Raw genomic sequence first — 13,649 nt, forward strand, 5'->3', positions numbered from 1 at the left:
ATACCCTCAGGTTTGTGCCAAGATCTGCCTTCGATTGACTAAAAGGAGACGACATGCCCTGCTACGAAGAAAAAGACGGTTGCATTATTCTGAACGTGCGGGTGGTGCCGCGCGCTTCGAAGGACGGCATTGCCGGCCTGCTGGGCGACGCGCTGAAGGTGCGCATCCAGGCGCCGCCGGTCGATGGCAAGGCCAATGCCTATTTGGTTAAGTTTTTTTCCAAGCATTGGAAGGTTTCGCGCGCAAGCATCGAGATCCTTTCCGGCGAAACCGGACGGAATAAACGACTGAAGTTTTCAAGCCCCTCCGACAAAATGCGGGCGGCGTTGAACGCACTGACCTGAGTCTATACGAAGTGGCAGAACAACTTTAACCCCGTCGGGGAAAACCATTCTGCCATTCATGCATTCAGCCTTAACAATCAGCAGATCAAGATGATCACCTAACCGATACGGTTTCCGTACCGTACACCCATTGTCCGCTGCGCAGTTTAACTGCAATGATGCATTCAACATTGCCGCGACCTTCTATCGCTCCCATTAGCGCAGTACAATCAAACCGGCTCTCCAGCCGAACCGACCGGCTAAACCACCGGCTGGTTCTGAGCTTCATGCGTTTGGCGACAGCGCCGCCCGGCATCAACACCATGGGTTCATTCAGGTCGCTCTGCACCATACCCAGCCCTGTCAGCTCCAACCGACCGGTCAACGTTCGCCGGCTCCTGCGCCGACTCAAATAATGCGGACGTAATGATGCTCTTGCCTCCAGCGCTGCGACCACCGTCACGGCGCACGAGTCCGGCTCCGAATCATCGTAACCGTCATTGACGACCAGCTTGATGGCGTTCTCTCCAACCGGCAGTTGCACATTTGCCACGGCCCCTGTTGCGATCAGTTCATCCGCGACGTTATACCAGAAATATTCCAAGGCATTCCCATCGTCGTCATACGACCCTGTTCCGTCCAGCAGCACCGGCGCATATCCATCGATCCAAGCATAAACCGCCTGGTTTGTTCCGGCATCGGATACCGGCGGAATGTTCAAGACAATCACCTCTTGATCTTGGGTCGATGTGTTGCCGTCTATATCGTAATAGGCCCATGTCACCGTATATGTTCCCGGGTTGGTTATAATAACTGTAACAGGATCCCCATATGCCAAAATAGGATCCCCGGATTTCACAACAGGAATTCCCTCTAGTTGGTATATTTCACCAGCCGTATTATCAGTCGCGGTTGGAACCGTCAACGCGAAGGAGCATCGTCCATTGGTCGGAGAAAGATCTGCAACATCAGGAACTGGGCAGCCTCGGAGCAGTTCCATTCTGTCCCAAGCAGCACCTGCTTTCTCCCAATAATGCCCCCCATATAGAGACTTAATTACTGGCTGATCCGCAGGTTCGATTTTCCACTTACTCTTTCCCTCTCTTACCCTGAGCCCTCCCGGATCATTCGCAGAGTCATATGATACGAACTCATCAGTGGTTTGATTAAGATAAAAAACTGCTATATCCTTATACCCGTCTTCATCAAAATGATACGGCCACCTAAACATCAACCTTTCATACAGATGATGTCCTTCGAATCCAACCAAGCTTCCATCGTATAATATTTCGAAACCCCGCTCATGGTAATGATCATGCTCACCTCCAAAGCCGTCATACATCGAATATCTAAGATCATCAAAAGTTTGAAGCTGGATCCTGTAATAGCCGGAAGCAGGATAGTTGTTCATTTCCTGAATATAATTTGCGAATGCTTGCTTTGGATTAAGTTCACCGAACGCACTCTTTAACGAAACCGAGCCCCATTCAGGCGAGGTCAATAACCGTTCAGCCATCATCCGGCATGCATTATAAACATTTCTCAAGCGGTCATCGGGCTCATCTGTGCCCTTTCCCGGATGACCGTCTGCATCAGGGTTTCCGACCAGCGTTTCATGGCTGCCTCGAAGAGAATACAGCATATGCCTTTGAATCTCCGTGCTAATCTGAGGCAACATAGGTTCGAATCGGACAGTCCTTTCATCCTCAGCATAAAGCCCCACATATTGATTGACCTCGTTGCTTACACTAAAATCTAAATCAAAACCTTTAGAAACCAATCCATCGACGCCATTCCCAGTATTGACTCCTGGGACCGGGTCAATGGCTAGAATGTTTATTTTAACCGGCCGTGGATAGCGTTTCAGCACACCCGCCAACTGCATGGCCGATATACCCCCTCGGCTAAACCCAATCAGGTTGACTATAAGGTCTCCACTTCCAGCATTCTGTTCAAACTCCCAAAACGCCTTACCTGCCTCGCTTTTGGGAATATCATAATTCCTACAACCCCGCGACGTTTGAAAAGGCAATGCCTCACAACCTACATCTTTGAACCAATTAACAACCCAAATTGTATTGGGGCACGATTCGATCTTATCCCCATCGTAATGTATCCCAATGCCGTCAATAAAAGCTTTGTACTTAGGCCCGGATTCTGGGGGAATTTCTGCTTTAAACCACCAGTCCAAACCTGCTCCAACAAGCCCGCTGCTTATTTCAACCGGAGTTGAATTATCATCGCTATAAAGCTTCGAAAGCAGTTCAGAATAACCTTCGCCATAGTCATCAAAGCTGCTGTTTTCATGCATCGTTGTTCCGGCAAAATAGATGGTCAACACCTTCTCTCCCTCTGCATATGCACCGGACACCACAATCAATAGGCTCAGCAGAACCATGGTGGTGAACATTTTTATCGCTTTCATTCTCTTGTCTCCCTTCAAATTAATAAATTTAGTGAGTTCATATTCGAATTGTGTGGATGCTCGCGCTAGGGCCACTTTCTTTCCCATTGGTGCGCCGCTCCTGCAGGGATAAATTTAAAGAAGCACTTCGGGGGCAGGGACAAGGACTGGGCATCTGCAACAATGAGGTGGTGCACTGCAAGGCGCATTGTCATGGTATTTGCTGCACTCATAACTTTCTCCCGTTCAATGGGATTACGAGCTATGACGGGTGGCTATTTTTACGAATTCGAACAACCCGTAATAACTCTTCCCTAGGAAGGAAATCTACGCCTCGGCGGCACCAAGTCAACAAATCTTTTTTGTTATATATCTAAGTTTTAACTGTAATATTTTATTTAGGCATCCAAATACCCAAATATAATTCTTTTATTCTTACGCATATCAAGCAAACTATAAGAGAGAAGTGTGATTCAGGACTCAACCGACTTCCTACGGCCTGTCGAAATACGGGCGATGCTGTTGACATTAAACGACGGATAGGACATCAATTCGGGACATGAAAGGTACTATATACATTTTAGCGGCGCTGCTCCTGTTCGGATGCGCGGAAAAAAAGGATGAACCCAAGAGCGGAAAACCGTCGGTATTCGTCAGCATTCCCCCACAGGCGGGCCTGGCCAAAGCCGTTGCAGGCGACCTCTTTGGAGTCTCCACGCTGGTTGGCGAGGGGCAGTCGCCCCATGCCTACGAGCCGACTGCCCGGCAGCTCGCCAAGCTGGGCGAAGCCGACGCGCTGTTCACCATTGGGGTTCCGTTTGAAACGGCGCTGCTCAAGAAGATTGTTCCGCTCTACCCCGATCTTCCAATCGTTGGAACGGAGGATCAAATCAGGCTGCGCGACCTGCCGCACGCCCATCATGGCGAGGCGTGCACCCACGACCATGGTGCGAAGGATCCGCATGTATGGCTCAATCCGCTCAACGCGCTGGCCGTTGCGGAATCCATGTACCAAACCCTGGAAAAAATTGATCCCAGCAACTCCGCCGCCTACCGCAGCAACTTTAAGGCGCTCAGCACCGAGCTCGAAAACCTGGATGCGGAGATCCGCGCCATGCTGAAGCCGCACCAAGGCGCGCGCTTTTATGTCTTCCATCCGTCGTTCGGCTACTTTGCCGATGCGTACGGCCTGCAGCAGGTGCCGATCGAGCTCGACGGCAAGTCGCCCTCCCCGCGCCAGCTGGCCACGCTGATTGAACAAGCTCAGGAGGACGGCGTGAAGGTGGTGTTTGTGCAGAAGCAGTTTCCGGCCGGCAGCGCCAAGGCGGTGGCCGACGCCATCGGCGGCCGCGTCGTCCAGCTCGATCCACTGGCCGAAGATGTTGTTGCCAACCTGCGGAAAATCGCCGAAAGTATTGTCCAAGCATTGGAACAATAATGGCCAACCCTCCCATCCAAATTAAAAACCTCGATTTTGCCTACGGCCCCGTTACCGTATTGGAGGATGCTTGCCTGACGATTGCCGACAAGGAGTTCATCTGCATGGTGGGCCCCAACGGCGGAGGCAAGACCACGCTTCTTAAGGTAATGCTCGGACTGCTGGAACCGCAGAAGGGAACCGTGTCGGTCTTCGGGCAGGCTCCAACCCTTGGCCGAAAATGGATCGGCTATCTGCCGCAATACGCCAGCCTTGACCCCAGTTTCCCGGTCACCGCCCTCGATACGGTCCTGATGGGCCGGCTGGGAAAAACGCGGAGCCTGGGCTTTTACTCCAAAGCCGACCACGAAGCCGCACGAGCCATGCTGGCCCGCGTCGGGCTCGAAAAAATCGAGAAGCGCCCGCTGGCCGCGCTCTCCGGCGGGCAGCGCCAACGGGTGCTGATTGCCCGCGCATTGGTTTCCGAGCCGAAGCTGCTGCTGCTCGACGAGCCGACGTCGAGCCTCGATGACTATGTGGAAAAGGAACTTTATGAGCTGCTGCAGGAGCTCAACAAAGACCTCACCGTCATTGTGGTTTCCCACGACATCGCCTTTGTCTCAAGCTATGTGGAAAGAGTCGTCTGCGTGAACAAGCAGGTGCATGTGCATCCCACCAGCGAGATCGGCGAAAACATTATTCACGACATGTACGGCGAACACGTCCACATGGTCCGCCACGACCAGGAGCAACGCCATGGGTGAGTTTTTCCAGGCCCTGCTCCATCACAGCTTTTTGCAGCATGCCCTGCTCGCCGGACTGCTCGCCAGCGTTTCGTGCGGCATTGTCGGCACCTATGTCGTCACCCGCCGCATCACCTATCTGGCCGGCGGGATTGCCCACTGCGTGCTCGGCGGCATGGGTTTTGCGCGCTACATGCAGGTGGTCCACGGCTGGTCGTTCCTGACGCCCATGCTCGGCGCCCTGCTGGCCGCGCTGGCCGCCGCCTTCATCATCGGCTGGGTCAACATCAAGGCCAAGGAGCGGATCGACACGGTGATCAGCGCCTTCTGGGGCATGGGCATGGCGGTCGGCATTCTGTTCATTTCCAAGACGCCGGGCTACGGCGAGGATCTGATGTCCTACCTGTTCGGCAACATTCTGCTCGTCACGCAGCGCGACCTGCAGCTGATCGTCGGCCTCGACGTTCTTATTGCCGGAACGGCGCTGCTGTTCCACAAGCAGTTTGTGGCCGTCTGCTTCGACGAAGAGTTTGCCCGGCTGCGCGGCATCAACACCCAGTTTTTCTATTTCCTGATGCTGGCGCTCACCGCCCTCACGGTGGTGCTGCTCGTGTCCATCGTTGGGATCGTGATGGTGATTGTCCTGCTGACGCTCCCGGCCGCCATTGCAGGCCGCTTCTGCCTGCGCATGGGCTCGATGATGGCGCTGGCGGCGGGAATCTGCGCGGTCTTAACCTCCGCCGGCCTAGCCGTCAGCTACCAGCCCGACCTGCCCGCCGGCGCCACCATCATTATTTTGGCCGGCGTCACATATCTTGCATCCTTGGCGTTCAATAAGCGCTAGTTTCTCGTTTATAAGAACCCCTGGACGGCTTCGAATTTACGCGGCACAGTAAATACACTCTCTCAGCACTTATTTATGCCTGTCCACGCTACATGGCACGTCCCCTGCTAATACATTCAGCATGAATAAACGAGTGCTGAACCTAATTGATATGGATGTGGGATTATTCGTCAGCTATGAGCTAACCGCCGAATCGCTGAACACGAAACTTTTCCGCATCTTTACCCTGAACCGGATTCCGTTGAAAAAGGTGATGGATTTGCGCGAAGCCGCAGATGAGGATGTCACCAAGCTCAACCGGCTTAATTGGTTCAACTTCATACCGTCGCGCCGGACGCTCTGCCCCGTCTACACCCTGCAAGCCACCGAAACCTCACCGCGCATTTTCATGCGTCTGGAACAAGGCTCCCACATCGACCTAAAAAACAAGCTCGGTACGATGCATCATGCCTAGGGCCATCGGAAAAACGAATCTCAGCTCGGCCGGCCTCGGCTCCATCTTCTCTTACGAATTATGCGGCGACCAAATCGTTAGCCGTCTGTTCGGCCTCTTTCCCGTCCGGTCCATCAATTTGGCGGCGGTCTGCTATTTGCGCCTCGCCACGCGCTCCGAAGTATCGCCCGTCTACTTTTTGACGAGCTGGATGCAGTTCATGCCCCACCGCCGCACCATCAACCCGGTCTATGTGCTCCAAACCCGCAAAGGACACCGCCTCTTCCTAAAGCTTCAAGGCGACGCGCACTTCAAGCTCCGCCAAGCCATTGGCCGCTTCCAAGCCAACGGCAAGCATCGCATGGCCGCCTAGCCCAGCCACAAAAAAACCGCCCGGGTATAAACGGACGGTTTGCGCGTAGCGCTTTCGAGTGCGCCGACACCGTCGGCGCTTCCCCTTGCGCAGAGAAGCGGAGACGCGGTCTCCGCTCTCCAGAACTTTTCTTTATTCCTCGGAGGCTTCGGCTTCCTTCTCGACCTTCTTCGGCAGTTTGATCTGCAGGTGCAGGTCGCGGACTTGATTGAACTCCACTTCGCCCGGAGCGCCCATCAGCAGATCCTGCGCTTTCTGGTTCATCGGGAAAGCAATGACTTCGCGGATGTTCGGCTCGTTGGCCAGCAGCATGATGATGCGGTCAACGCCCGGAGCAATGCCGGCGTGCGGCGGTGCGCCATACTGGAACGCGCGGTGCAGCGCCGGGAACTTCTCTTCAACCACCGACTGGTCGTAGCCGGCAATGTTGAACGCTTTGATCATCAGCTCGGAGCTGTGGTTGCGCACCGCACCGGAGGAGAGCTCCGTACCGTTGCAGACAATGTCGTACTGGTAGGCGAGGATGTCGAGCGGATCTTTCTCGTCGATATCCTTCATGCCGCCCTGGGGCATCGAGAACGGATTGTGGGAAAACTCAACCTTGCCTTCGTCGTCGAGCTCATACATCGGGAAGTCGACGATCCAGCAAAACTTGAAGACGTCCGGATCAATAAGTTCAAGGCGCTGCCCCAGTTCATCGCGAACGCATGCACCGATGAGGGAAGCTTCCTTTTCCTTGTCGGCAATGAAGAACATCACGTCGCCGTCGCCCACGCCGCCCAATTCCTTGAGCTGGTTCATGGTTTCCTCGGAGAGGAACTTCGCAATCGGGCTCTGAACTTCGCCGTCGATCCAACGCAGATAGCCGAGGCCCTTGGAGCCGACGCTCTGGGCAAACTTGATCATGTCGTCGAAGAACTTGCGCGATTTTTCAGCGCAGCCCTTGGCGGCGATGGTCTTGACGACGCCGCCGGAAGCAACCACGCCGGCAAAGGCCTTGAAGTCGCAGTTGCGGAACAGCTCGGAGGCATCCTGAATAATAAGCGGGTTCCGCAGATCGGGCTTGTCGGAACCATACTTGTCCATCGCTTCCAAATAAGGAATGCGCTTGAACGGAATGTCATCGACCTTCTTGTCGGAAAACTCGGTGAAGATTTTGTGCAGCACCTTCTCGTTCACCTCAAAGACGTCTTCCTGAGTGGCGAAGGCCATTTCCATATCGAGCTGGTAGAACTCGCCCGGCGAACGGTCGGCCCGCGCGTCTTCGTCGCGGAAGCACGGGGCAATCTGGAAATAGCGGTCGAAGCCGGAGGTCATGAGCAGCTGTTTGAACTGCTGGGGCGCCTGCGGCAGCGCGTAGAACTTGCCGGGATGGATGCGGCTCGGCACGAGGTAGTCGCGGGCGCCTTCAGGCGAGCTGCTGGTGAGGATCGGCGTCTGGATTTCCATAAAGCCTTCGCCAGTCATCAATTCGCGCATGCGGGAAATGACCTTGGAGCGCAGCACAATGTTGTCGTGCAGGGTTTCGCGGCGCAGGTCGAGGAAGCGGTATTCCAGTCGAAGCGTTTCGTTGCACTCTTCGTCTTTGGAAACCTGGAAAGGCAACACCTGCGATTCGCCGAGGGTTTCCATTTCGCGGGCCACCACTTCGATGTCGCCGGTAGGCAGCTTCGGGTTGATGGCGTCCGGAATGCGGTCGACAACCTGGCCGGTGAAGCAAATCGTGCTTTCAACACGCCAGTGCTCAACGCCTTTGTAGAACGGTTGCATAGGATCGACCACGATCTGGGTCAGGCCGTAGTGGTCGCGAAGGTCGATAAAAATGATGCCGCCGTGGTCGCGCACGCTGTGCACCCAACCGGAAAGCTTAACGATTTGGTGAACGTCTTCTTTTCGAAGTTGGCCGCAATTGTGTGTTCTGTATCTGTGCATGTGCTTCTCCTAAATTTGGGCGTGACGCTTGAGGCGTGAGTCGTGATTTTCCAGAGATTGGAAGTCACGGCTCACGTTTCACGCATCACGGATTACGTCTTCAAGGCTCAACTCTTCCTGCGAACCTTCGTTCATGTCCTTTACAACAACGGTACCGGCGGCGAGTTCGTCTTCGCCGCGGATGATGGCTTTTTCTGCGCCGCTCCGGTTGGCTTTGCGCATCTGCGCCTTCATGCTTTTGACCTCTAGCTCCATGCCGCATCGCACGCCTTTGGCGCGCAGTTTGCGGGCGAGCTTCATGTTTTCAGCCAGCGCGGCTTCGCCGAGCGACACCAGCCACACGCCGCCTTTCGGAGCAAACTGATCGGCGGTGATGCCGCACGCTTCAAGCGATGTAATCACGCGTTCCATGCCCATGGCGAATCCAACGCCGGGCACGGCTTTCTTGCCGAGGGCGATTTCGTAGCGCCCCCCGCCGGCGATGGCGTTCTGCGCACCCAACGCGCCATGGGTGATTTCCCAGACGGTGTGCACATAGTAGTCGAGCCCGCGCACCAGCTTGGGGTTGACCTCCACCTCGATGTCCATAATTTCCAATGCCTGAATCACTTGGTCGAGATAAGTGCGCGACCCCTCGCTCATAAATTCGATGGCGGTGGGAATCTGATCGACAATCTTCTGGCAGCTTTCGTTCTTGCAATCAATGACGCGCAGCACGTTTTCGTCGATGCGTCGCTGGCAGTCGTCGCACAGCTCAGCGAGGTGCGGCTGCAACGCCGCGCGCAGTCCATCGGCAACGGGCTTGCGGTCGGACGGCATGCCGCGCGTGCTGATTTGAATCTTCGAGCCGTGCAGCCCCCACTCTTCGAGCAGGTGCTGCTGGAGGGCGATGCACTCGGCATCGGCCAAGGGATTCGCCTCACCGGTGGCTTCAACGCCAATCTGGTGAAACTGGCGTTTGCGCCCAGCCTGCGGGCGCTCATAGCGGAACATGGACGCAATGTAGAAAACGCGGGCGTTCAGCCCCTCTTCACCACGCCCGGCCAAATGGCGGATCGTTCCAGCCGTGCCCTCGGGCCGCATCGCAATATCGTGCTTACCCGGCTTAAAAGCATACATTTCCTTCTTCACCACATCGGTCGTATCGCCGATGGAGCGTTTGAAGACGGAAAGTTTTTCAAGCACGGGCGTGCGCAACTCTTCATAGCCGTAGCTGTTGAAGATGGTGCGCGCCTTTTCCTCGATCATCCGCCAGATATAGATTTCCGGCGCATTGATGTCGGACATGCCCTGCAGGGGCTGGAACTCGTTACTTGCCATTTGATTAAAATCCTAAATTCTAATTTCTAAATCCTAAGCAAATCTCAAAACACCCAACCTCAAAATCAAAAACACCCTGTTTCCTGCCTTTGGATTTTCCAATTTGAATTTGTTTAGCATTTCGGAATTGGGATTTAGCGTTTCCTGTTTGGCAACGCCAATCGGGTTATTTGCCGGTGATGCGCTCGCGCATGATCTTGCCGGGCTTGAACTTGACCACCTTTCGCGCCGGAATAGTCACTACGTTTTCAGGCTTGTTCGGATTGCGGCCAATGCGCTGCTTACGCTCGCGGACTTCGAATACGCCAAAGTTGCGGAACTCAACCGTGTCTTCGTTTTCGAGCGCTTCAACAATGTAGTCGAGGCTCTTCTGAATAACGGCGTAAACATCCTGCTGAATCAGGCCGGTTTCGTCTGCAATGCGCATTACCAAATCTCTTTTAGTCATTTATATATCTCCTTGAGTTTTAAACGGTTCAATAAAAGGGAAAACTGCTTTCCAAAAAATGAAGCACGGATAATAGTCTGCCGCGTTTTGCGGTCAAGCTAATCCGATCATTATTAGTGGATTAGATGAATTTGGCAGATGAATTTGGTCAGCGCGCGAGAACGTGGATTCCGAGAAAAATCCAGAACGCGAAGAAACTGAAGATGGCCAGACTTTTGTTGAAGAGGTAAAAATGATCCTTGGGATTGATCACCACAACGGTTTCGCCTGCGTCCACTTGGCTATGGGTAAAGGCCTTCAGCTCCTTCACCACCCCCTTGCTCGGAGACTTCAGCTCTGTTGAATCAAGCATTTCCCGCTGCTCGGTCACCTCAGCCAGCGCCGCGTTCATGGCGGTTTCGGTCGAAGAAAGGTTTTTCTTCAAATCCGCAATGCCCCCGTCGGAGGCGCCGTTCTTTTCGGCGTTGCGCACGGCGGCCTCCAGCATGGCGTGATGGTCCTTGGCTTCGGTATATCCCTTTTTAGCCATGTCGAATTTTTTCTGCATAGTAACCCGCCTCAACACGGCCAGAAGCTGCTTTTCGCCAATCGCATCGCCTTCCTGAACGTGCATCTGGCCAATTGCGCCGGAGATTTCAAAAGCCGCCACAACCTCACGCGGATGCTTTTCCATAACGTTCGGGGACGGGAACCACGCATCCTTTACCGCCCACAGACAGAGGAAAAAAAAGATGGCGGCAAGGACAATAAAATCATTGGTTCCCTTGATGTTGTACTTCCTTTCAGCTGGCATTATTGGCTGCTCCTGTTGGCAAAGAAGGGAGAAGATGACAAAGACCGCCAAGGTTGTCCACCCCGAAATCAAGGCACAAAGACATCCGCACCCAAGAAATAAAGGAAAGAAACGGGTCAGGGGAACAGGTCAGGCTTATTGGTTTGAGCACTTGGATTAAATCATGCTAGTTTCATTTCAATTTTAACCGTTGAACGAAAAAATGACTGCCTTTAAACTTATTATAACCGGCATGGCGCTGCTCGCAGCACCCTATCTAAACGCCGCCGTATTCCATGTGGACGGCGACTTCCAGGGCGACGCCTCAACCGGCAGCTCTTGGCTGGATGCATTTCCTAGCGTACAGGATGCCATCGACACGGCCTCGGCCAGCGGAGGCGGTGAAATTTGGGTGAAGGCCGGCATTTACCGGCCGGCCGGCACAGACCGGACCCATTCCTTTGCGCTCAAGCCGGACATTCAGCTCTACGGCGGCTTCCGGGGAGACGAAACCGAACGAGACGCCCGCAACCCCAAAGCCTACCGCACCGTGCTCAGCGGCGACATCGGCCAAATCGGCTCAGCCGACGACAACTGCTACCACGTGCTCCGCGGCGCGTCCAACTGCCGCATCGACGGCTTTTGGATTACAGGGGGCAAAGCCGACGGAAACGAGGTTGATGCCCTAGGCGGCGGCCTGCTGCTCGACAAAGCGCAAAACTTCACCGCCGCCAACTGCACGTTCGAGAAGAACCATGCCGAAGTTGGTGGCGCAATCCGGCTTCATACCGCCTCGGCGGCATTCAATAACTGCACCTTCTACGCCAACTCCGCAGATACCGGCGGTGCAATCATGACGCAAAACCGCACCACGCTGTGGATTGAAGACTCCATCTTTTCATCCAATTTTTCAAAAGAAAACGGTGGAGCCGCTATGGTGGAAGGAAGCACCGACACCCGCTTTGTGAATACCGTGTTCCTCTACAACTCCACAGAAGCTCATGGAGGGGCCGTGTGTGTCTGGGCACAGAACAACGACAGATCGAAAATTGGATTTTCCAACTGCACCTTCAATGAAAATTCAGCCCGAGAGTCTGGCGCGGCCATACAGTTCCACCATTCTTCGGCCCAGCTCTCGGAGTGTGCGTTCAACCGCAACTTTTCGGCCAAGGGCGCGGGGGCCATCGGCGCAAAAAATGCATCAACCATCAGAACCTCGGCCTGCACTTTTTCCAAAAACCGGGGCGCGCCCGGCATGGCCGAGACGGCGTTTGATGAGACATCCAGCCTCTCCGACGGACCGGTTGACATGGCGCATTTCACATCCATGCCCAAAACCGGCTTTCAAAAACCCGTAAAAGCCGCGCCGGCCGCACCAAGAGCCAAGCCCGCGCAAGCCCGCCCTAAACCCCAAACCCAAATGCCCGATGTCTTTGTGCTCAACGCATCCGGCAATAAAGTCAAACTGCGCAACATTGTGGCGGCGGCGGAATACACCGCGGTCGTTTTTGGCGACCTGACCGATCCCTACTTCATCAAAGCCACCCGCCAGATCGAAGCCTCCGGCCTTAGCTACAAAGACAACGGCGTAAACTTTTTCTACATCTACCGCCATCTGGCCTACCCCGAGAACCATGGCTACGTGCAGCCCATCAACGACCTCGAACGTCTGCGCCACGCCACCCTGGCCGCCAAGCACCTGAATACCCGCATTCCCTGGCTGGCCGACCCGATAGACAACCAAGTGGCCAAGGGCCTTAAGGTACGCTCCGGACGAGCCATCATGATCTACAACCAAAACGGATTCGAAGAATACGCGGGCTCTATCTCGGATATAAAACCGCTGAACGCCGCCCTCGAAAAACGGGTAGGCGCCCCAGCCGTCTCCGTCCAGCCCGAACAACTGCCCGAGCCGAACATCGCACCGGTTTCAATGCCGCAAGCCAAACTGGTCGACCGCATCGAAATCAATCCAAAGCGGAACCGCTACATCACCTTGCTGGCTACGCCGGTTGATTCGGATGCCCCCCACTATGTAAAAGCGCGCTTCGAGGGCACAGAAGAGCTGGTGAAAACCGGCAACGGAAAAATCTATATCGGCTTCCACATCGACCCCATCTATCAAGTGACTTGGAACAATCTGGAAACCCCGTTGAAATATTCCATCAAAACAACGCCCGGAAGCACCGTTGCACCCTCCGTCAATGTTGCGCCGCGCATTACCCAAGCCGCCACCGACAGCGAGCCGCGCGAATTCCTGCTCGAAGCCCGGAAGCTGAGCACCACCGAGCCCTTCAAACTGGCTGTGGCCTATTCCGTCCGCTCAAAAACCTCCAAACGCAACATTTCCGTCGTCCAGCAATACCTGGTTTATCTGAAGCACGATCCATTCGGAGGCAACACCCCCAACAGGCAAACCGAGCTCAAAGGATTCAATACCTCCTCGAAGGACAGTGCCACCCGGGCCCGCTTCAACCAGTTTCTCAAGATTATGGACCTCGATCGCAACGGCCGGATATCGCGCGACGAAGCCAGCGGGGTGATCCGCTTCAACTTCCATCAGCTAGACACAAATCGGAACGGATATGTTGAGCGGTCGGAATATGAAGCCTACAAACGGCAGCAATAATACCCCTTTTC

12 protein-coding genes are annotated in these 13,649 nt (G+C 54.6%); 7 read left to right on the forward strand and 5 right to left on the reverse strand.

The window, feature by feature from the left end:
• Positions 1-53 precede the first annotated feature (53 nt).
• The gene (locus tag SCARR_RS24870) at positions 54-344 is read left to right on the forward strand and encodes a DUF167 domain-containing protein (protein ID WP_136064936.1); all 291 of its coding nucleotides are present in this window, start codon (positions 54-56) and stop codon (positions 342-344) included.
• Between the two features lie 94 nt (positions 345-438).
• On the opposite strand, the gene SCARR_RS24875 is transcribed toward SCARR_RS24870, so the two are convergent.
• Positions 439-2,835 carry a hypothetical protein gene (locus SCARR_RS24875; protein ID WP_136064938.1) on the reverse strand — a complete coding sequence of 799 codons (2,397 nt, stop codon included), beginning with the start codon at positions 2,833-2,835 and terminating at the stop codon, positions 439-441.
• Positions 2,836-3,286: 451 nt separating this feature from the next.
• Between SCARR_RS24875 and SCARR_RS24880 the strand changes: the two genes are divergently transcribed.
• The 5 genes from SCARR_RS24880 (at position 3,287) to SCARR_RS24900 (ending at position 6,537) form a co-directional block, all read left to right on the forward strand.
• Complete coding sequence (locus tag SCARR_RS24880) at positions 3,287-4,165, forward strand: metal ABC transporter solute-binding protein, Zn/Mn family (protein WP_136064940.1); 879 nt, start codon at positions 3,287-3,289, stop codon at positions 4,163-4,165.
• Complete coding sequence (locus SCARR_RS24885) at positions 4,165-4,908, forward strand: metal ABC transporter ATP-binding protein (RefSeq protein ID WP_136064942.1); 744 nt, start codon at positions 4,165-4,167, stop codon at positions 4,906-4,908. The genes SCARR_RS24880 and SCARR_RS24885 overlap by 1 nt, the downstream gene beginning before the upstream one ends.
• Positions 4,901-5,731, forward strand: coding sequence for a metal ABC transporter permease (locus tag SCARR_RS24890; RefSeq protein WP_136064944.1), 831 nt, complete (start codon positions 4,901-4,903; stop codon positions 5,729-5,731). Before SCARR_RS24885 ends, SCARR_RS24890 begins: the two co-directional genes overlap by 8 nt.
• 133 nt (positions 5,732-5,864) lie before the next feature.
• The gene (locus SCARR_RS24895; protein WP_136064946.1) at positions 5,865-6,185 is read left to right on the forward strand and encodes a hypothetical protein; all 321 of its coding nucleotides are present in this window, start codon (positions 5,865-5,867) and stop codon (positions 6,183-6,185) included.
• Positions 6,178-6,537 (forward strand): hypothetical protein, encoded by a 360-nt coding sequence (locus SCARR_RS24900; protein WP_136064948.1) that lies wholly within the window; start codon positions 6,178-6,180, stop codon positions 6,535-6,537. Before SCARR_RS24895 ends, SCARR_RS24900 begins: the two co-directional genes overlap by 8 nt.
• A 132-nt stretch (positions 6,538-6,669) precedes the next feature.
• Here SCARR_RS24900 and aspS read toward each other — a convergent pair whose 3' ends face one another.
• The 4 genes from aspS to SCARR_RS24920 form a co-directional block, all read right to left on the reverse strand.
• Positions 6,670-8,469, reverse strand: coding sequence for an aspartate--tRNA ligase (aspS, locus tag SCARR_RS24905; protein ID WP_136064950.1), 1,800 nt, complete (start codon positions 8,467-8,469; stop codon positions 6,670-6,672).
• A gap of 78 nt (positions 8,470-8,547) precedes the next feature.
• A complete protein-coding gene (gene hisS, locus SCARR_RS24910) occupies positions 8,548-9,789 on the reverse strand; it encodes a histidine--tRNA ligase (RefSeq protein ID WP_136064952.1) in 1,242 nt (413 codons plus the stop codon).
• A 166-nt stretch (positions 9,790-9,955) separates the two neighbouring features.
• Positions 9,956-10,237 carry an HU family DNA-binding protein gene (locus SCARR_RS24915; RefSeq protein WP_136064954.1) on the reverse strand — a complete coding sequence of 94 codons (282 nt, stop codon included), beginning with the start codon at positions 10,235-10,237 and terminating at the stop codon, positions 9,956-9,958.
• A 148-nt stretch (positions 10,238-10,385) separates the two neighbouring features.
• Positions 10,386-11,030 (reverse strand): efflux RND transporter periplasmic adaptor subunit, encoded by a 645-nt coding sequence (locus tag SCARR_RS24920; protein WP_136064956.1) that lies wholly within the window; start codon positions 11,028-11,030, stop codon positions 10,386-10,388.
• Between the two features lie 202 nt (positions 11,031-11,232).
• Between SCARR_RS24920 and SCARR_RS24925 the strand changes: the two genes are divergently transcribed.
• Positions 11,233-13,638 carry a hypothetical protein gene (locus SCARR_RS24925; RefSeq protein WP_136064958.1) on the forward strand — a complete coding sequence of 802 codons (2,406 nt, stop codon included), beginning with the start codon at positions 11,233-11,235 and terminating at the stop codon, positions 13,636-13,638.
• Positions 13,639-13,649 lie beyond the last annotated feature (11 nt).

This window comes from Pontiella sulfatireligans, from assembly GCF_900890705.1.
In the GTDB taxonomy this organism is placed as follows: Bacteria; Verrucomicrobiota; Kiritimatiellia; order Kiritimatiellales; family Pontiellaceae; genus Pontiella; species Pontiella sulfatireligans.